This is a genomic window from Limimaricola cinnabarinus, from assembly GCF_002723615.1.
In the GTDB taxonomy this organism is placed as follows: domain Bacteria; phylum Pseudomonadota; class Alphaproteobacteria; order Rhodobacterales; family Rhodobacteraceae; genus Limimaricola; species Limimaricola cinnabarinus_B.
The window spans coordinates 320854-340478 of the sequence record NZ_KZ304951.1; the positions used below are offsets into that span (position 1 = coordinate 320854).

The 19625-nt window shown below is 69.0% G+C and carries 17 protein-coding genes and 1 tRNA gene; 6 read left to right on the top strand and 12 right to left on the bottom strand.

Features of this window, described 5'->3' with window-relative positions:
• Positions 1-112: 112 nt before the first annotated feature.
• On the bottom strand, positions 113-1561 hold the full coding sequence (guaB, locus tag CJ301_RS01550) for an IMP dehydrogenase (protein WP_099273517.1): 1449 nt from the start codon (positions 1559-1561) through the stop codon (positions 113-115).
• Between the two features lie 179 nt (positions 1562-1740).
• Between guaB and CJ301_RS01555 the strand changes: the two genes are divergently transcribed.
• The 3 genes from CJ301_RS01555 (at position 1741) to CJ301_RS01565 (ending at position 4313) form a co-directional block, all read left to right on the top strand.
• A complete protein-coding gene (locus CJ301_RS01555; protein ID WP_099274156.1) occupies positions 1741-3786 on the top strand; it encodes an ASKHA domain-containing protein in 2046 nt (681 codons plus the stop codon).
• 69 nt (positions 3787-3855) lie between these two features.
• Positions 3856-3929 (top strand) — tRNA-Gly (locus tag CJ301_RS01560).
• Positions 3930-3965: 36 nt separating this feature from the next.
• Positions 3966-4313 carry a RidA family protein gene (locus CJ301_RS01565; protein ID WP_099273519.1) on the top strand — a complete coding sequence of 116 codons (348 nt, stop codon included), beginning with the start codon at positions 3966-3968 and terminating at the stop codon, positions 4311-4313.
• Positions 4314-4492: 179 nt separating this feature from the next.
• Here CJ301_RS01565 and pgi read toward each other — a convergent pair whose 3' ends face one another.
• From pgi to CJ301_RS01605, 8 genes are all read right to left on the bottom strand, one after another.
• Positions 4493-6094: a glucose-6-phosphate isomerase gene (gene pgi / locus CJ301_RS01570; RefSeq protein WP_099273521.1), complete on the bottom strand. Its 1602-nt coding sequence runs from the start codon at positions 6092-6094 to the stop codon at positions 4493-4495.
• A gap of 3 nt (positions 6095-6097) precedes the next feature.
• Positions 6098-6769: a 6-phosphogluconolactonase gene (gene pgl, locus CJ301_RS01575; protein ID WP_099273523.1), complete on the bottom strand. Its 672-nt coding sequence runs from the start codon at positions 6767-6769 to the stop codon at positions 6098-6100.
• Between the two features lie 57 nt (positions 6770-6826).
• Complete coding sequence (zwf, locus tag CJ301_RS01580) at positions 6827-8278, bottom strand: glucose-6-phosphate dehydrogenase (protein ID WP_099273525.1); 1452 nt, start codon at positions 8276-8278, stop codon at positions 6827-6829.
• Positions 8279-8415: 137 nt separating this feature from the next.
• Positions 8416-9000, bottom strand: coding sequence for an HNH endonuclease (locus tag CJ301_RS01585; RefSeq protein ID WP_099273527.1), 585 nt, complete (start codon positions 8998-9000; stop codon positions 8416-8418).
• A gap of 181 nt (positions 9001-9181) precedes the next feature.
• Complete coding sequence (locus tag CJ301_RS01590; protein ID WP_099273529.1) at positions 9182-9853, bottom strand: alpha/beta hydrolase; 672 nt, start codon at positions 9851-9853, stop codon at positions 9182-9184.
• Positions 9850-10479, bottom strand: a complete 630-nt coding sequence (locus CJ301_RS01595; protein ID WP_254050030.1) for a DNA-3-methyladenine glycosylase family protein — start codon at positions 10477-10479, stop codon at positions 9850-9852. Before CJ301_RS01595 ends, CJ301_RS01590 begins: the two co-directional genes overlap by 4 nt.
• Positions 10476-11207: a cobalt-precorrin-6A reductase gene (locus tag CJ301_RS01600; protein ID WP_099273533.1), complete on the bottom strand. Its 732-nt coding sequence runs from the start codon at positions 11205-11207 to the stop codon at positions 10476-10478. The genes CJ301_RS01595 and CJ301_RS01600 overlap by 4 nt, the downstream gene beginning before the upstream one ends.
• Positions 11204-12253, bottom strand: coding sequence for a cobalt-precorrin-5B (C(1))-methyltransferase (locus CJ301_RS01605; protein ID WP_099273535.1), 1050 nt, complete (start codon positions 12251-12253; stop codon positions 11204-11206). Before CJ301_RS01605 ends, CJ301_RS01600 begins: the two co-directional genes overlap by 4 nt.
• Positions 12254-12335: 82 nt before the next feature.
• On the opposite strand from CJ301_RS01605, the gene cobA reads away from it, so the two are divergent.
• From cobA to CJ301_RS01620, 3 genes are read left to right on the top strand one after another with little or no spacing between them, the layout of a single operon-like run.
• Positions 12336-13187: a uroporphyrinogen-III C-methyltransferase gene (gene cobA, locus CJ301_RS01610; protein ID WP_099273537.1), complete on the top strand. Its 852-nt coding sequence runs from the start codon at positions 12336-12338 to the stop codon at positions 13185-13187.
• Positions 13187-14458, top strand: a complete 1272-nt coding sequence (locus tag CJ301_RS01615; RefSeq protein WP_099273539.1) for a cobyrinate a,c-diamide synthase — start codon at positions 13187-13189, stop codon at positions 14456-14458. Before cobA ends, CJ301_RS01615 begins: the two co-directional genes overlap by 1 nt.
• A 31-nt stretch (positions 14459-14489) precedes the next feature.
• The gene (locus tag CJ301_RS01620) at positions 14490-15722 is read left to right on the top strand and encodes an MFS transporter (protein WP_099273541.1); all 1233 of its coding nucleotides are present in this window, start codon (positions 14490-14492) and stop codon (positions 15720-15722) included.
• Here the strand turns inward: CJ301_RS01620 and CJ301_RS01625 are convergent.
• The 3 genes from CJ301_RS01625 to cysS are packed head-to-tail and all read right to left on the bottom strand — an operon-like array spanning position 15706 to position 19533.
• Complete coding sequence (locus CJ301_RS01625) at positions 15706-16476, bottom strand: squalene/phytoene synthase family protein (protein ID WP_099273543.1); 771 nt, start codon at positions 16474-16476, stop codon at positions 15706-15708. The genes CJ301_RS01620 and CJ301_RS01625 overlap by 17 nt on opposite strands.
• A 43-nt stretch (positions 16477-16519) precedes the next feature.
• Positions 16520-18148 carry a citramalate synthase gene (gene cimA / locus CJ301_RS01630; protein WP_099273545.1) on the bottom strand — a complete coding sequence of 543 codons (1629 nt, stop codon included), beginning with the start codon at positions 18146-18148 and terminating at the stop codon, positions 16520-16522.
• Positions 18145-19533, bottom strand: coding sequence for a cysteine--tRNA ligase (cysS, locus tag CJ301_RS01635; protein WP_099273547.1), 1389 nt, complete (start codon positions 19531-19533; stop codon positions 18145-18147). Before cysS ends, cimA begins: the two co-directional genes overlap by 4 nt.
• Positions 19534-19625 lie beyond the last annotated feature (92 nt).

Sequence of the window (19625 nt, forward strand, 5' to 3'; positions counted from 1 at the left end):
TCGCATGGCCCGGATCCGAATGCCCGACGCGAACGCGACTGGCGACCGGGACGGGCAAAAGAATACGGGGTGCCGACCGGAGCAGCCTCCGGCCGGCACCCGAAAACAAGGCTCAGCCGATCCGGTAGTTCGGGCTTTCGCGGGTGATCTGCACGTCGTGCACGTGGCTTTCCTTGAGCCCGGCGCCGGTGATCTTGACGAAATTGCAGTTGCCCCGCATCGCCGCGACCGTCGGGTGGCCGGTATAGCCCATCGCGGCGCGCAGGCCGCCCACCAGCTGGTGCACCACCGCATTGGCCGTGCCCTTGTAGGGCACCTGCCCCTCGATCCCTTCGGGCACGAGCTTGTCGGAAGCGGCGTCCTTCTGGAAGTAGCGGTCGGCCGAGCCGCGCGCCATGGCGCCGAGACTGCCCATGCCGCGATAGGATTTGAAGGTCCGGCCCTGGTAGAGGATCACCTCGCCCGGGCTCTCATCGGTGCCCGCGATCATCGAGCCGACCATGGCGCAGGAGGCCCCCGCCGCGATCGCCTTGGCGAAATCGCCCGAGAACTTGATGCCGCCATCGGCGATCACCGGCACGTCGCCCGCGGCCTGCGCGCAATCCATGATCGCGGTGAGCTGCGGCACGCCGACGCCCGCCACCATCCGCGTTGTGCAGATCGAGCCCGGCCCGATGCCGACCTTGACCGCATCCGCGCCCGCGTCGATCAGCGCGCGCGTCGCCTCGGCGGTGGCGACGTTGCCGGCCATGATCTGCACCTCGCCCGCCTCGCGCTTGAGCCGGCGCACCGCCTCGGCCACGCCCTCGGAATGGCCATGCGCGGTGTCGATCACCACGATGTCGACGCCCGCCTCGACCAGCGCCATCGAGCGCTCGAAGCCCGCATCGCCCACGGTGGAGGCGGCGGCGGCGCGCAGGCGGCCCAGCCGGTCCTTGCAGGCCGAGGGGTTCAGGACGGCCTGCTCGCTGTCCTTCAGCGTCAGGAGGCCGGTCAGACGGCCCTCCTCGTCGGTGACGAGCAGCTTCTCGATCCGGCGCGCCTTCATCAGGCTGCGCGCCTCGTCGAGATCGGCGGGCTCGCGCAGGAGGGCCAGATCCTCGGAGGTCATCATCGCCTTGACCGGCGTCGCGTCATCGGCGGCAAAGCGCATGTCGCGGTTGGTGACGATGCCGACCACGCGGCCCTCCGCATCCACCACCGGAAAGCCGGTGACGGAATACTGCTCCATCAGCTTGCGCGCATCGGCGAGCGTCTGGTCGGGGGTGAGCGTGATCGGGTTGTATACGGTGCCCGAAACGAAGCGCTTCACCTGCCGGATCTGGTCGGCCTGCTCGGCCACGCTCAGGTTGCGGTGCACCACGCCGATGCCGCCGGCCTGGGCCATGCAGATCGCCATGCGCGCCTCGGTCACCGTGTCCATCGCGCTCGACAAGAGCGGGATGTTCATGGCGATGTCGCGCGTCACCTGTGTGCGGGTGTCGGCCGTGGACGGCAGGACGCTCGATGCGGCGGGAACCAGAAGAACGTCATCGAAGGTCAGTGCCTCGCGAATCTCCATCGGGACCACTCCTTTGGGATGCTTCGTTTGGCACGTCCCTATCGCACCGTTCTTCCCGGGGGGAAAGGGCGAAAGCGGCCTGTCGCATCCGCGCGCCGCCCCGCCGCCTTCGTGCCCTTTCCCTCCCGGCGCAATCGCCTATGGTCCGCCCCGAGACCACGCCGCGCGAAAGGCCCGCCATGACCCAGGATCCGCTCGTCATCTTCACCCCCTCGGGCAAGCGCGGCCGGGTGCCCGCCGGCACCACCGTGCTGACCGCCGCGCGCCGTCTCGGCGTCGATCTCGACAGCGTCTGCGGCGGGCGCGGCATCTGCTCGAAATGCCAGGTCAGCCCCGGCCGCGGGCAGTTCTCCAAGCACGGCGTCACCGTGGCCGAGGATGCGCTGAGCGAGGTCAACGCCGTCGAGGAGCGCTATGACCGCATCCGCGGGCTCAAGCCCGGCCGCCGCCTCGGCTGCCAGGCGCAGATCAATTCCGACATCGTGCTCGACGTGCCGCCTGAAAGCCAGGTGCATCGGCAGGTGGTGCGCAAGGCCGCCGATGCGCGGCCCATCGTCATGGACCCGGCGACGCGCAAATACTTCGTCACCGTCTCCGAGCCCGACATGCACGAGCCGCGCGGCGATCTCGAACGGCTGACGGAGGCGCTGCGCCACCAGTGGCGGATCGACAGGATCGACGTCGCGCCGCCGGTGCTGGCCAAGCTGCAGCAGGCGCTGCGCAAGGGCAATTGGGAGGTGACCGTCGCGCTGCATCACGACGCCGAGGACGGCGCGCAGAGCATCATCGATCTGTGGCCCGGCTTTCGGTCCGAGCCGCTCTGGGGGCTCGCCATCGACCTCGGCTCGACCACCGTCGCCGCGCATCTGACCTCGCTCGAAGACGGCCATGTCGCGGCCTCGGCGGGGGTGATGAACCCGCAGATCCGCTTTGGCGAAGACCTGATGAGCCGCGTCAGCTACGCGATGATGAACGAGGGCGGCGCGGCGGAGATGACCGCCGCCGTGCGCGCGGCGATCGACGATCTCGCCCGCGAACTGGCCACCGAGGCCGGGATCGACATGCGCGACATCGTCGAGGCGGTCTTCGTCTGCAACCCGGTGATGCACCACCTGCTGCTCGGCGTCGATCCGGTGGAGCTGGGCCAGGCGCCCTTCGCGCTCGCCACATCGGATGCCATGAGCCTGCCCGCCCGCGATCTCGATCTCGGCGCGATCAATTCGGGCGCGCAGGTCTATGTGCTGCCCTGCATCGCGGGGCATGTGGGCGCGGATGCCGCGGCCGTGGCGCTCTCCGAGCGGCCCGACCAGTCCGACGATCTGGTGCTGGTGGTCGATGTCGGCACCAATGCCGAGATCCTGCTCGGCGACCGGGCGCGGGTGCTGGCCTGCTCCTCGCCCACCGGCCCGGCCTTCGAGGGCGCGCAGATCAGTTCCGGCCAGCGCGCCGCCCCCGGCGCGATCGAGGCGATCAGGATCGACCCCGAGACCAAGACGCCGCGCTTTCGCGTCATCGGCTGCGACACATGGTCCGACGAGCCGGGCTTCTGGGAGGAGGTCGGCCCCGGCGGGGTCACCGGGATCTGCGGCTCGGGCATCATCGAGGCGGTGGCCGAGATGCGCATCGCGGGGCTACTGGACGCGCGCGGGCTGATCGGCTCGGCCGAGCAGACCGGCACGGAACGGATGATCGCCGAAGGCCGCACCCATGCCTACCTGATCCATGACGGCACGGAGGCGGGCGGGCCGCGCATCACCGTCACGCAAGGCGACATCCGCGCGATCCAGCTCGCCAAGTCGGCGCTCTACGCCGGGGCGCGGCTCCTGATGGATGAGCGCGGGGTCGAGGCGGTCGACCGGGTGGTGCTGGCGGGCGCCTTCGGCGCGCATATCAGCCCCAAGCACGCGCTGGTTCTGGGCATGATTCCCGACGTGGCGGTCGAAAAGGTCACCAGCGCGGGCAACGCCGCCGGCACCGGCGCGCGGATCGCTCTGTGCTCGATCGCCGCGCGGCGCGAGGTCGAGACGCTGGTGCGCGAGATCACCAAGGTCGAAACCGCGATCGAGCCGCGTTTTCAGGAGCATTTCGTCGCCGCCAACGCCATCCCCCACGCCACGGCCGGCTTCGAGGGCCTGCGCGCCGCGCAGCCCCTGCCCGAGCCGAGCTTCAACGCGGGCAGCGGCGGCGAGGGCGGCGGGCGGCGGCGCAGGCGCGCCAGACCCTGACCCAAGGCCCCGGGGCGCGAAACCCGCTTGACGAGAGCGGGCGGCGCGGCTACCTCGGGGCCAGAGCGCGCGGGTATGGTGAAAAGGTATCACGAAAGCTTCCCAAGCTTCAGTTACGGGTTCGATTCCCGTTACCCGCTCCATCTTCTCCCGCCGGTCACCACCACAGGGAGCCCTCCATGACAGACATCATCCGCCACGAGACCGACGCCCGCATGAGCCAGGTCGTCGTCCATAACGGCATCGCCTATCTCGCGGGCCAGATCGAAGGCCCGGCCAATGACGCGGGCGCGCAGACGCGCGAGACCCTGGCCGAGATCGACCGCCTGCTGGCGCTGGCGGGAACCGACAGGACCCGGCTGCTGACGGCACAGATCTGGCTCGCCGACATGACGGATTTCGAGGCGATGAACGCGGCTTGGGACGAATGGGTGCCCGAGGGCCACGCCCCCGCCCGCTACACCGGCGAATCGAAGCTCGCCGCGCCGGAATACCGCGTCGAGATCATCGTCACCGCGGCGGTCTGAACCGCACCTTTGTAGCGCGCGCCATCCCTTTCATCTTTCTCCAAATACGCATGTCGCCCGGCCCGCCGCCGGGCGCGCGGGTGGCAGATGGGGGGATTTGCGTATTTGAAGAAAGATGAAAGGGGGCGGCGCGCATGGCGACCGCCCCCTGTTCTCATCGAAAGCGGACGGTCGCCCCGTCAGGTGCCGTTGGCGCGCAGGAAGCCCACGAGCTGCGCGGTGGAGCCATCCTTGCCATCGGCGCTCTCTTCTCCGTCGACGATCGGCTGCAGCGCCGTGGCCAGCTCCTTGCCCAGCTCCACGCCCCACTGATCGTAGGAGTTGATGCCCAGAACTGCGCCCTCGACGAAGACCCGGTGCTCGTAGAGCGCGATGATCTTGCCCAGCGTCTCGGGATCGAGCTTCGGATAGGCCAGCGTGGTCGAGGGGCGGTTGCCGGGGAAGACGCGGTGCCTGGCCTGCCGCTCCAGCTCGTCGCCCTCGAACTTGCCCGCGACCTTCTCGCGCGCCTCGTCGAGATCGCGGCCCTTCATCAGCGCCTCGGACTGCGCGAGGCAGTTGGCGATGAGCAGCCGGTGCTGGTGCTCCAGCCCCTCCTCGTGGCCCTCGGCCGCAACGAGGAACTCGCACGGCACGACCCGCGTGCCCTGGTGGATCAGCTGGTAGAAGGCGTGCTGGCCATTGGTGCCCGGCTCGCCCCAGACCACGGGGCCGCTCTCATAGGGCAGCTCTTCGCCATCCATCGAGACGCGCTTGCCGTTGCTCTCCATCTCCAGCTGCTGGAGATAGGCGGGCAGCCGCGCGAGGCGGTTGTCATAGGGCAGCACCGCACGGGTGGCGTGGCCCAGAACCTGATTGTGCCACATGCCCACCAGCGCCAGCATGGCGGGCATGTTCTGCTGCCAGGGTGCTGCGCGGAAATGCCGGTCCATCGCCTCGCCGCCGCGCAGGAAGGCGCGGAACGCCTCCGGCCCGATCGCGATCATCAGCGACAGGCCGATCGGCCCCCACATCGAGTAGCGCCCGCCGACCCAATCCTCGAAGCCGAAGACCCGCTCGGGCGCGATGCCGAAATCGGCGGTCTTGTCTGCGGCGGTCGAGAGCGCGGCGAACTGCGCGCCGGTATCCGAGACCGCCTGCCCCATCCACGCCTTGGCGGTGCGGGCATTGGTCATCGTCTCGATGGTGGTGAAGGTCTTGGAGGCGACGATCACCAGCGTCGTCTCGGGGTCGCAGGAGGCCAGCACATCGGCGATGTCGGCCGGATCGACGTTGGAGACGAAATGGCAGCGCGGCCCGTCGTGATAGGGGGCAAGCGCCGTCGCGGCCATGGCCGGGCCGAGATCGGAGCCGCCGATGCCGATATTGACCACATCGGTGATCGCGCCGCCCTGCCCGGTGAATGCGCCCGAGCGCACCTTGCGGGCGAAATCTTCCATGCGCCCCAGCGTGTCGAGCACGCCGGGCATGACATCCTGCCTCTCGACCGTCACCGCCCCGCCATCGAGATTGCGCAGCGCGGTGTGCAGCACGGCGCGGCCCTCGGTCTCGTTGATCGGCGCGCCGGAGAACATCGCCTCCCGGCGGCCTGCCACATCGGCCTTGTCGAGCAGCGCGATCAGCGCGTCGCGCGTCGGCGCGTCGATATTGGTCTTGGCATAGTCGAACAGCATGCCCAGCGCGCTGACCGAGAAATCGCGCGCGCGGCCGGCATCCTCGAACAGCGTCTCGATGCGGCGCTCGGCCACGGAATCGGCCCGGCTCTTCAGATCATCCCACATGTCTCAGCTCTCCGCCCAATGCACCGTCGCCCCCTTGAGAACCGCCGCCACAGGCGCCTCCTCGGGGCTCAGGCTCTGGGCCTTTTCCAATGCGGCGCGCTTTTCGGCGCCGATGATGACGATATGACGGCGCATCGAATCCTGAAGCACCTTGGCCGACAGGGTGATGCGCGGCTCGGGCGCGCCCGGCGCGCGCATGGCCACCAGCGTTTCGTCGCCGTTGAGCGCCGCATCGAGGCGATCGGCGCCCGGAAAGATCGAGGCGGTGTGCATGTCCGCGCCCATGCCCAAAAGCACCACCGATAGCGGCAGATGCGGCGCGAGTTGCGCCTGCAACTCGTCGAGCTTCTCCTCGGGGCACTCGGCCTCGGCATAGAGCGGCAGGTAATGCGCACGCGCCGCCTCGCCGGTGAACAGCCGCCGCTTGAGCAGGCCGGTGTTCGAACGCTCGGAGCTTTCGGGCACCCAGCGCTCGTCGGTGAGCATCACATGCACCTTGTCCCAGTCGAGCGAGATGGCCGAGAGCGTGTCGAAGACCGGCCCCGGCGTGGTGCCGCCGGGCACCGCGAGGCTGGCGCGGCCATCCGCGGCGATCGCCGCGCGCAGCTCGCTCGCCAGCCGGTCGGCGAGATCGATCATCATCATCTCGGAGTCGGCGTATTCGACGAATTCCATGCCGTCGGTTCCTTTCGGTTTCGTGTTCCGGTCGCGCCGCGGGGGGCGGGCGCGATCTCAGCCCTTGATCTCGCGCCAGCGCCGCCCGTCGCGGTGCATCAGCATCATCGCATCCTCCGGCCCCGCGGTTCCGGCCTCGTAGAGCTTGGGCACGTCGTTGCGCGCCTCCCAGCCCTCGATGATCGGGTCGGTCCAGGCCCAGGCCGCCTCGACCTCGTCGCCGCGCATGAACAGCGTCTGGTTGCCGCGGATCACGTCCATGATCAGCCGCTCATAGGCGTCGGGCGCCTCCTGGTCGGGGCCGAGCGCATCGGCAAAGGTCATGTCGAGCGGCACATCCACGAGCCGCATGCCCCCCGGCCCCGGCTCCTTTATCGTCACCTGCAGATCCATCCCCTCGTTCGGCTGCAGCTGGATCGACAGGATGTTGCGGTGCCGGGCGGTGTCGCCCTCGAAGATCGAATGGCCGAGATCCTTGAACACCACCGCGATCTCGGAAGAGCGCGCCTTCATGCGCTTGCCGGTGCGGATGTAGAACGGCACCTTGGCCCAGCGCCAATTGGCGATGTGGCATTTGAGCGCGAGAAAGCTCTCGGTGAAGCTGCGCGGATTCTCGGCATCCTCGCGGTAGCTCGGCCCGTCCTGCGAGGCCTCGTATTGCCCGCGCACGACCTGGTGCGGCTCCACCGGCTGCAACGCGCGGATCACCTTGAGCTTCTCGTCGCGCACCGTGTCGGCGTCATAGGTCGAGGGCGGCTCCATCGCGATCAGGCACAAAAGCTGCATCAGGTGGTTCTGCACCATGTCGCGCATCGCGCCCGACTTGTCGTAGTAGCTGCCGCGCCCGGTGACACCGACGGTCTCGGCCACGGTGATCTGGATGTGATCGATGTAATGCGAATTCCACAGCGGCTCGAACAGCACGTTGCCGAAGCGGGTGGCCATCAGGTTCTGGACCGTTTCCTTGCCGAGGTAATGATCGATCCGGTAGATCTGGCTCTCGTCGAAATGCTCGGCCAGCGTCGCGTTGAGCGCCTTGGCGGAGGCAAGGTCGCGGCCGAAGGGCTTTTCCACCACGATCCGGCTTTCGCCGTCGGCGATGCGATGCTCGTGCAGCCGCTCGGCCAGCGCGCCGAAGAGCGAGGGCGCGACCGAGAAGTAGAAGGCGCGCACGACGCCGTCGCGCATCAGGTCGCGCAGCTGCTTCCAGCCGCCCTCGCCCATGGCGTCGATGGCGACGTAATGCAGCCGTTCGAGGAAGGCGTCGATGCCGTCGGCATCCTCCTTTTCCTCGGAGCCGAACTCGGCGATCGCCTCGCGGATCATCTGCCGGTAGCCCGCATCGTCCATCTCCGAGCGCGCGGCGCCGATGACGCGGGCCTCGGCGGGCAGCTGGCCCGAGCGGAAGCGGCGGAACAGGCCCGGCAGGATCTTGCGTCGCGCAAGATCGCCGGTACCGCCGAAGATGACGAGGTCGAAATTGTCGACCGGAATGACGCGCGATACCATGGCTGTCTCCGTCTGGGCGGCCCCAAAAGCCGCCAGTTAGCGCTAACGCCGCCCTCATAACGACGTGTTTCGCCGCAGTCTAGGCATCGCCAGCCGAGCCGCAACCCGATCCCCGAGGCCGCGCAACCAACGCGCGATCAGGCTTCGAGTTCGGCGTCCCAATAGAGGAAATCGACCCAGCTGTCATGCAGGTGGTTGGGCGGAAAGCTGCGCCCGCGGTCGCGCAATTCTTCGGCGCCGGGGCGGCGCGGCGCGCGGCGCAGGCTCAGCCCCGAGCGGCGCAGGCTCTTGGAGCCTTTGCGCAGATTGCACGGTGCGCAAGCCGCGACGACATTCTCCCAGCTCGTCACCCCGCCACGGGCGCGCGGGATCACGTGGTCGAAGGTCAGATCGCCCTTCGAGCCGCAATACTGGCAGCGGAAACCATCCCTCAGAAAAAGATTGAAGCGCGTGAAAGCCACGCGCTTCTGAGGTCTTACATAATCTCTGAGAACCACCACCGAGGGTATTCGGATCACCGTGGAGGGCGAATGCACCTCCGCCTCGTATTCGGCGACGATGTCGACCCGGTCGAGAAACACCGCCTTCACCGCCTCCTGCCAGGGCCAGAGCGACAGCGGATAATAGGACAAGGGGCGGTAATCGGCGTTGAGCACCAGCGCGGGATGCTGCCTGAGCCCCACCGGATCGCGTACGAATTCGGTTCTGAAGTCGCCTTGCATTGTTGAGTCCGTCCTCGCTCTCGCAGCCCTATCCGGACGACCAGAGCGGGAGCCCCGCTCCTGCCGTACATCGACTATATCTGGCGGCGAGAAGCTGGCAAGTGCCAAGGTCGTGTCCCCGCCACGTCGAAGATGACAGCGGCGGATGACACCGGGATGACGGCTGCGGCGGGCGGTGCGCTCAGCGGGTGATGCCGAGGCGCTCGCGCATGAAGGCCAGCGCCACTTCGAGCCCGTCGGGTGCGATGCCATGCGCGGTGCCCTTCATCACATGGGCATAAAGATCGGTCCAGCCCGCCTCCTGCAGCGCCTGCGCCGCCTCGGGGAGCGATTGCGGCGGCACCACCTCGTCCATGTCGCCATGCACCAGCAGGATCGGCAGGCGGTTCTGCACCTCGTCGGCCAGAAGCTCGGGCTCCAAAAGCCGCCCCGAAAAGGCCACGAGCCCCGCGACCGGGTCCTCGCGGCGCGGCAGCACGTGCAGCGCCATCATCGTGCCTTGGGAAAAGCCCACCACCATCACCTGCTCGGGCAGCAGGTCCTCGTCGACCATGACGCCGTCGAGAAAGGCGTTGAGATCGTCGGCGGCGCGCTGGAGCCCCTGACGGCTCTCCTCCTCGCTCGACCCGTCGATCCAGGGAATCGGAAACCACTGAAAGCCCATCGGCGCGCCGATGCAGGCCTCGGGCGCGTCGGGGGCGAGAAACAGCGTGTCGGGCATGTGCTCGGCCAAGGGCTCGGCGAGGCTCAGCAGATCGGCACCATTGGCGCCATAGCCATGCAGGAAGATCACCGCCGAGCGCAACTCGCCGCTCTGCGGCTCCACCCGGCCCGATTGCAATGCGCGCGTCATAGGATTCCTTCCCTGCCCTTCACGTGGTGGTAGTATTCCCACAAGCCGCGTGCCGCAACCGCGCGCCAGGGCGACCATTGCCGCGCGATCTCGCGCAAGGCCCGCTCCTTGGGCCGCTCCTCCAGCCCCAGCAGATGCCGCGCCCCTTCCTGCAAGGCCAGATCACCGGGGGCGAAGACATCCGCCCGGCCCAGCGCGAACATGGCGTATATCTCGGCCGTCCAGACGCCGATGCCGGTCACGGCGGTCAGGGTCGAGACGACCTCGTCGGTGGGGGCGTCGCGCAGGCGCTCGAAATCGATGCCGGAGGCCGCGAGCGCGCGCAGGTAGCGCATCTTCTGACGGCTGAGCCCGCAGGCGCGCAAGGCCTCGTCATCGGCGCTTGCGATGGTTTCGGCGCGCATCAGGTCGGCCGCCTCCAGCCGCCCGCGGATCGCGCGGGCCGAGGCGGTGGAGACCTGCTGGCTGACGATGGCCGAGCAAAGCTGGCCGAAGCCGTCGGGCGTGCGGCGCAGCGGCAGCGGGCCGGTGATCTCCAGCAGCCGCGCGAAATGGTCGGTGTTCTGTGCCAGCCACGCCGCGCCTTCGGCGACGTGGTCCTCATGGGTGATGATGCGTTCGCTCACAAATTCTCCGCCCAGTTCAATGCCGCCTCCACCGTTTCGACCATGCGCGCGCCTTCGGGCAGCGGCGGCCGGTCGAGCAGCACGACCTTCAGCCCCAGCGCGCGCGCCGCGTCGAGCTTGGCGCGCCCGTCCTCACCACCCGAATCCTTGGTCGCCAGCACGTCGACGCCCAGAAGCGAGAACAGCGCCGTTTCGTCATCCACCGAAAAGGGCGGGCGCGAGACGACCCAATCGCCGTTCTCATGGGGAAACGGCCCCGGCGCCGGATCGATCCGGCGGCACAGCACGCGGCGGCCCTCCAGCCCGGTGAAGGCCTCGAGCCGCTGCGGTCCCGTGGCCAGGAACACGGTAGCGCCGCGCGGCACGTGATCCGCGAGATCGGCCTCGCGCGCGATCCGCGTCCAATCATCCCCCGGGCCGGGCTGCCAGCCGCGGCGGCGGAGGATCACATGCGGCAGGCCGTCCTCGGCGCAGATCCGGGCGGTGCGCTCCGTGATGGCCTCCGCAAAGGGATGCGTGGCGTCGATCACCGCCTCGATGCCCTGCGCCGCCACTGTCTCGCGGAACCCTTGCGCGCCGCCGAAGCCGCCCGTGTGCAGCGGCACGCCTGCCTCCAGCGGCCGCCGCGTGCGCCCGGCGAGCGAGGCCAGCACCGGGATGGCGCGCGCCGCCAGACCGGCGGCGATCTCGCGCCCCTCGCGCGTGCCGGCGAGCACCAGCACCGTCACGAGGCGCGCCCCAGTATCGCGCCCGCCCGGTCAATCACCACCACGTCGAAAGCGATGGGGCTGCCATCCTGCGCCGTGCCGAAGCGTTCAGCCAGCCGCGCCAGCGCCGCTCGGGCCACGCGCTGCCCCAGATCGGGGGCCATGCGGGACGCTTCCAGCGCCGTGTTGGCCCCTGCGATGCCGGGCAGGCCCGCGAGATCGGCCAATGCCTCGAAATCGATCTGTGAGCGCGCCGAATGCAGATCCACCGCGCCCTGCGCCAGCTTGGTGATCTTGCCGATGCCGCCGCCGATGGTGACGCGCGGCACCGGGTGCTTGGCGAGGTATTTCAGCATCCCGCCCGCGAAATCGCCCATGTCGAGCATCGCGTGATCGGGCAGGCCGTAGAGCCCCTGCACAACCCTCTCCGACGTCGCCCCGGTGCAGCCCGCGACATGGCCCAGCCCCGCTGCGCGCGCCACGTCGACGCCGCGATGGATCGAGGCGATCCAGGCGGCGCAGGAAAAGGGGCGCACGATGCCGGTGGTGCCGAGGATGGAGATGCCTCCCGTTATCCCCAGCCGGGGGTTCCATGTCTTTCCCGCCAGCGCCGCGCCGCCTGGCACGGAGATGGTGATCTCCACATCCGGCGCGCGGGCGAGATCGGCGGCGATCTCGGCCACCACCTCCTCCATCATGGCGCGCGGCACCGGGTTGATCGCGGGCTCGCCCGCCGGGATCGGCAGGCCGGGTTTGGTCACCATGCCCACGCCCTCGCCCGCGCGAAAGGTCACGCCGCCCGCGCCCGCCCGCACTCGCGCCACGATCAGCGCGCCATGCGTCACGTCCGGGTCGTCGCCCGCATCCTTGACGATCCCCGCCTCGGCCCAGCCCGGTCCTTCGTCGCGATGGGTTACCGCGAAGACCGGCGTCTCACCGCGCGGCAGGGTGATCGAGACCTCGCTTGGCCAGTCGCCCCCCCACAGCCGCAGAAGCGCCGCCCGCGTCGCGGCGGCGGCGCAGGCGCCGGTGGTCCAGCCGCGGCGAAGGGGGGCGGAATTGCTCATGGGGCGACATTAGGCGCGCTGTGCGCGGGTGGAAAGCGCATCCGGGGTTTCCTCGCGCCCGGCGCGCGGCAATAACGAGGCCATGACCGACTCGATCTCCCTTCCCGCCCATCATTGGCCCGCTCTCGAACCCGGCTGGGTCTGGCTGTGCGGCGCGGGGCCCGGCGATCCGGGCCTGCTCACGCTGCACGCGCTCAACGCGCTCAGGCAGGCCGACGTGATCGTCTATGACGCGCTGGTCGACGAGCGCATACTCGACTGGGCGCCCGAGGCCGAGAAGATCTATGCCGGCAAGCGCGGCGGCAAGCCTTCGGCCAAGCAGCGCGACATCTCGCTCAGGCTCGTGGATCTCGCCCGCGCCGGGCGGCGCGTGCTGCGGCTCAAGGGCGGCGATCCCTTCGTCTTCGGGCGCGGCGGCGAGGAGGCGCAGACGCTGGTGCAGCATGGGGTGCGGGTGCGGATCATCCCCGGCATCAGCGCCGGGATCGGCGGGCTGGCCTATGCGGGCATCCCCGTGACGCATCGCGACGTGAACCAGTCGGTGACCTTCGTCACCGGCCACGACCAGTCGGGCGAGACGCCCGCCTCGCTCGATTGGGCCGCGATCTCGCGCGGCAGCCAGGTGATCGTGATCTACATGGGGATGAAGCACGCCGCCGCCATCGCCAAGGCGCTGCTGGCCGCGGGTCGGCCCGGGGCGGAGCCGGTGGCCGTGGTGGCGGGCGCGACGACGCCCACGCAGCAGGTGCTGGAAACCCGGCTCGACCGGATGGCCGAGGACATCGCCGCGAGCCGGCTCGAGCCGCCCGCGATCATCTGCATCGGCCGCGCGGCCTTGATGCGGCAGGTGCTCGACTGGCAGGGGCAACTCGCGGGCGAGCCCCCGCGCGATCTCGACCCGCTGGGACGCGGACGGCCCGCCGAGCAGGGCTGATGCCCGGCCTGCTGATCGCCGCCCCCTCCTCGGGCTCGGGCAAGACGACGGTGACGCTCGGGCTCTTGCGCGCATGGGCGCGGCGCGGGGTGGCGGTCAGGGGCGCGAAATCGGGCCCCGACTACATCGATCCGCGCTTTCACGAGGCCGCCTGCGGCGCGCCCTGCTTCAACCTCGACGCCTGGGCCATGGGCCCTGACCGGATCGTCGCGCTGGCGGGTGGCTCTGACACATTGGTGGTCGAGGGGGCCATGGGCCTGTTCGACGGCGCGCCGCCCGAGGGGCGCGGCGCAAGCGCCGATCTGGCGCGGATGCTCGGCCTGCCGGTGGTGCTCGTGATCGATGCGGCGCGCATGGCGCAGTCCGTGGCGCCGCTGGTCGCGGGTTTTGCCGGGTTCGATCCGGCGGTGAGCATCGGTGGCGTGATCCTCAACCGCGTCGGCTCGCCCCGGCACGAGGCGATGCTGCGGCGCGCCCTGTCGGGCATCGGCGTGAAGGTGCTTGGCGCCGTGCCGCGCGATGCGCAGCTGGCGCATCCTTCGCGGCATCTGGGGCTGGTGCAGGCGCATGAGCGCCCCGATCTCGATGCCTTTCTCGACTGTGCCGCCGATCTCGTGGAGGGGCATCTCGACCTCGACGGGCTGGCGGCGCTGGCCTCGACCGCTGCGGCCATGCCCTCTTGCGAGGGGCCGCGTCTGTCCCCCCCGGCGCAGCGGATCGCCCTGGCGCAGGACCGCGCCTTCGCCTTCGCCTATCCGCATCTCCTGGCCGATTGGCGCAGCCGCGGCGCCGAGATCCTGCCATTTTCGCCATTGGCCGACGAGGCCGTCCCGAAGGCCGATCTCGTGCTGCTGCCGGGCGGATACCCTGAGCTTCATGCAGGGCGGCTGGCGGCAGCCGATACCTTCATGCAAAGCCTGCGAAACGCACCTGAAGCAAATGATATATATGGAGAATGCGGCGGCTACATGGTCTTGGGCGAATGCCTGACCGATGCCGAAGGCAGGCCGCATCGCATGGCCGGGCTGCTGCGCCTCTCCACCTCCTTTGCAACGCGGAAACTGCACTTGGGCTATCGGCAGGTAAAGACGGCGCAGGGGCCTTTCGCGGGCGCGTGGGCGGCGCATGAGTTTCACTACGCCACAACGGTATCGGCCGAAGGCGATGCGCTGTTCGAAGCGCGCGATGCCGAGGGCATGGAACTGCCGCCGATGGGGCTTCGCGAAGGCCGAGTCTTCGGCTCCTTCGCGCATCTGATCGATCGGGCGTGACAGGCGCGCCAATGGGCGCTACCGGTAAAGCATGACATCAGCACTTATCTCCGACGATCACCGCGCGAAGCGCAACACCGCCTTTCTGGTCGCGGCTCAAGCGATCCTGGGTGCGCAGATGCCGATCCTCTTCGTGATCGGCGGTCTGGTCGGGGCGGAGTTGTCGCCCAATGCCTGCCTTGCGACGCTGCCGATCTCGCTCATCGTGTTCGGCTCCATGACCACCGCGCCATGGCTGTCGCCGCTGATGCAGCGGCGCGGACGGCGCTTTGGCTTCGTGATCGGCGGCCTGGCGGGGGCGCTCGGGGCGGCGCTGGCGGCGCTGGGCCTTGTCATGGGGTCTTTCGCGCTGGTGCTGGCGGGCTCCTACGTGACCGGCATCTACATGTCGGCGCAGGGCTTCTATCGCTTCGCCGCTGCCGACAGCGCTTCGGACAGCTTCCGCCCCAAGGCGATTTCCTGGGTGATGGCGGGCGGTCTTGGCGCGGCGATCATCGGGCCGCAGCTCAACAAGGCGGTGCTCGATGCCTTTGCCGTGCCGTTTCTCGGCAGCTACCTCGCGGTTATGGCGCTCAATCTCGGGGGGCTGTTCCTGTTTCTCGGGCTCGACCTGCCCGCGGGCACGCGGGCCGATCCGCAGGTCGCGCCGCGGCCCGCGCGGTCGCGCCGCGCGCTGCTGCGCGAGCCGGGCATCCTGGTGGCGATCCTGTGCGCCATGGTGGCCTACGGGCTGATGAACCTCGTGATGACCTCGACCCCGCTGGCGGTGGTCGGCATGGGGCATGGGCGCGATCACGCCAATGACATCGTCTCGGCCCATGTGCTGGCGATGTTCGTGCCGTCCTTCTTCACCGGCCACCTGATCGCGCGGTTCGGCGCGCCGAAGGTGGTCGGCGCGGGGCTGGCCTGCCTTGGCCTTGCGGGTCTGACCGGTCTCATGGGCACGGCGCTGCCGCTGTTTTATGGCGACCTGATCCTGCTGGGCCTTGGCTGGAATTTCGGCTTCATCGGCGCCACCGCGATGCTGACGGCAGAGCATCGCCCCGACGAGCGCGGCGTGGTTCAGGGGCTCAACGACACGGTGGTGTTCGGCTTCGTGACGCTGGCCTCGCTCGCCTCGGGCGGGTTGATGAACTGCTCGGGCGGTTTGCCCGCGCAGGGCTGGTTCTCGGTCAACGCGGCGATGTTCCCGGCGCTGGCGCTGGCGGGCGGCGCGCTGGTCTGGCTTCGGCTGCGCCGGGCGCGGGTTACCAGCGCCCCGTGAGCGCCTTGAGCGCGAGGCTGCCGCTCGCGCCCGCGGGACCGGCGCCAAGCGCCCCTTCGGCCACGCGGCGCGGATCGGCGATCGCGCGCTTCAGCACCCCTTCGGCCTGCCAGCCCGCGCGCAGGGCGGGCACGGCCTGCTTCGAGATCCGGGCCTTTCGCGCCTCGCGCAGCGCCGCGAGGCCGCGCCGGGCCAGTTCGCGCACCGCCTCGGGCCGCCCGTCGACCAAGGGCCGCTTGCCCCGCTCCTCGAAGCCGGGGATCGCCATGAGCCACAGCGCCACGCCATGCCCGAACCCGGCCCGCCGGATCGCGGCCTCCTCGTCGTCACTCGCGCCCAGCGCCTTGGCCGAAAGCCACATCAGCCCGCCCGCCGTCGCGTCGAGATGCGCGTCGAGCGCGGCCTGATCCGCGAAGGGATCGGCATAGATGTCCCAACGCCGCGCGGCGACCAGCGCGTCGAGCGCGGCCTCGGGCAGCTCCGCTTCGCGCACGACCCGGCTCAGCGGTGCCGCCACCTCATGCGCGCGCGCGGGCGCACCTGAGACGATCTCCTCGATCACGTCGCGCCACCATTGCAGGCGCATCTCCGCGATCATGGCCTCCTTGGTCACGAAGGGCGCGCGCGCCACTTCGAGATTGAAGGCATAGAGCGGAAACAGCTTTTCGCGCGCAGCCACGGGGGCCGCCATCGCCGCGCGAAAGCGGTCGGGATCGCCGCGCTCGACCAGCCCGGCACAGGCTTCGATGCTCATGCGCGCCCCCCGTTCATCTTTCCGAAAATACGCAAACCCGGCCTCAGACCCGCGCGACCGGCTCGGCATTGTCGCGCACCAGCTTCCAGCGGATGGCGTCGACCAATGCGTCGAAGCTCGCATCGACGATGTTGGCCGAAACGCCGACGGTGGACCAGCGGTTGCCCTGCCCGTCCTCGCTGTCGATGATGACTCGGGTGACGGCGTCGGTGCCGCCATCGGTGATGCGCACCTTGAAGTCCACGAGATGCACGTCGTCGATGATCGACTGGTAGGGGCCGAGATCCTTGCCCAGCGCGCGGCTGAGCGCGTTGACCGGGCCGCGGTCCGAGCCGTCGGGTCCCGCGCTTTCGGAGACGCTCATCACCTTTTCGCCGCCGATCTTCACCACGACGACCGCTTCGGAGAGCGACACCATGCGCCCGCGCTTGTTGCGGCGGCGCTCGACGGTGACACGGTAGCGCTTCACTTCGAAGAAGTCCGGCAGGCGGCCCAGCTCGTCGAGCGCGAGAAGCTCGAAGCTCGCCTGCGCCGTGTCGTAGGAATAGCCGCGCGATTCCTGGTCCTTGATCCGGTCGAGGATGCGCGCCAGCGCCGGGTCGCCCTTTTCGACCTTGATGCCCGCGCGCAGCAATCGCTCGCGCAGGTTCGATTGCCCGGCCTGGTTCGACATCGGCACGATGCGGCTGTTGCCGACCAGCGAAGGCTCGATGTGTTCGTAGGTCGAGGGGTCCTTGGCGATGGCGCTGGCATGCAGCCCGGCCTTGTGCGCGAAGGCCGAGGCGCCGACATAGGGGGCCTGTTTCGAAGGCACGCGGTTGAGGATGTCGTCCAGAAGCCGCGACGCATGACGCAACCCGCGGAGCGCCTCGAAGGTCACGCCGGTGTGCAGCGTCGACACATAGGGCTCTTTCAGCAGCAGCGTCGGGATCAGCGTGGTGAGGTTGGCGTTGCCGCAGCGCTCGCCCAGCCCGTTCAGCGTGCCCTGGATCTGCCGCGCGCCCGCCTCCACGGCGGCGAGCGAGCAGGCCACGGCCTGGCCCGTGTCGTCATGGCAGTGGATGCCGAGCCGGTCACCCGGGATGCCCGCCTCGACCACCGCGCGGGTGATGGCCGCGACCTCGTCGGGCATGGTGCCGCCATTGGTGTCGCACAGCACGATCCAGCGCGCGCCGGCGTCATAGGCGGCGCGGATGGCCGAGAGGGTGTAATCGGGGTTGGCCTTCCAGCCGTCGAAGAAATGCTCGGCATCGAACAGCGCCTCGCGCCCCTGCGCCACGATATGGGCGATGGAGTCGCGGATATTGGCGAGGTTTTCCTCGAGCGTGATGCCCAGCGCCGTGGTGACGTGGAAATCATGCGTCTTGCCGACGATGCAGACCGAGCGGGTGTCGGCGTTGAGCACCGCGGCCAGCACGTCGTCGTTCTCCGCCGAGCGCCCGGCCCGCTTGGTCATGCCGAAGGCGGTGATGGTGGCGCGCGTCTCGGGGCGGCTCTCGAAGAACTCGCTGTCGGTCGGGTTGGCGCCGGGCCAGCCGCCCTCGATGTGATCGACGCCGAGCGCGTCGAGCGCCTCGGCGATCTGGATCTTCTCGCGGGTGGAGAACTGGACCCCTTGGGTCTGCTGCCCGTCGCGCAGCGTGGTGTCGTAGAGATAGAGCCTGTCGGTCATGCCTGCCCCTCCAGCTTGGCCGCGTCGAAGCCGGGGCCGGGCACAAGCTCTACACCCGCCTTCGACATTCGAACCTCGACGCCAGCTTCCTTGAGCACAGCTTTCAGCCGATCTACTTCGGCGAAATCCTTATTTTCCATGGCTTTCGAACGCGCAGTCGTAACCTTGGACACCCAACTGGACAAATCGACCTCCGGTGTCGTGGCCCAAGCGGGTATGCGGTCTTCCATGAAGCCCATGAATTGCAAACTGGCCCGGAGGGTGGATGCATCTTCAGCCAATGCCAGTTGATGAATTTCTGCGATAGCGCCTGCGGAGTTTAAATCGTCACCGAGAGCGTTCAGAACGCCTACGTACACATTTCCACCATTCTGTGCCGTAGCAGCAATCCTATACCAACGACGCAATGTCGCCTCGGCCTCGGCCCGCTTCTCCTCGGTCCAGTCCATCGGCTTGCGGTAATGCGTGCCGAGCATGACGAGGCGGATCACTTCGCCAGGCACGCCGCGCTCCAGCAGGTCGCGCACGGTGAAGAAGTTGCCCAGCGACTTGGACATCTTCCGGCCCTCGACCTGCAGCATCTCGTTGTGCATCCAGATATTGGCGAAATCGCCCTCCGGGTGGGCGCAGGCGCTTTGCGCGATCTCGTTCTCGTGGTGCGGGAATTGCAGATCGATGCCGCCGCCATGGATGTCGAAGCTCGCCCCGAAGAGCTGATAGGACATGGCAGAGCATTCGATGTGCCAGCCGGGGCGGCCATGGCCCACGCTCTCGCCCTCGATCACCGGGCCGTCCCAGCCGGGCTCGCCCTCGCCCGAGGGCTTCCACAGCACGAAATCCATCGGGTCGCGCTTGTAGGGCGCGACCTCGACCCGGGCGCCGGCGATCATGTCCTCGACATCGCGGCCCGAGAGCGCGCCGTATTGCTCGTAGCTCGCGACAGAGAACATCACGTGGCCTTCGGCGGCATAGGCATGGCCCGCCAGCGCCAGCCGCTCGATCATCGCGACCATCTGGCCCACGTAATCGGTGGCGCGCGGCTCGTGATCGGGGCGCAGCGCGCCAAGCGCGTCCATGTCCTGATGGTACCACAGGATCGTCTCGTCGGTGATCTCGCGGATCGGGCGGCCGGTCTGGGCCGCGCGGGCGTTGATCTTGTCATCGACGTCGGTGAAGTTGCGCGCATAGGTGACGTGATCGGGCCCGTAAACCTCGCGCAGCAGCCGGTAGAGCAGGTCGAAGACCAGCACGGGGCGGGCATTGCCCAGATGCGCCCGGTCATAGACCGTCGGCCCGCAGACATAGAGCCGGACGTCCTTGGGGTCGATCGGCGCGAACTCCACCTTGCGGCGGGTCTTGGTGTCGTGCAGGCGGATCGTCGTCATGTGGGCCTCGCAGGCGGTGACGCCGGCGGGCTGATCCTGTGTTCCATCTGGAAAACGTGAGAGCGGCCCGCGTGACGCAAGTCAGCAGGAAA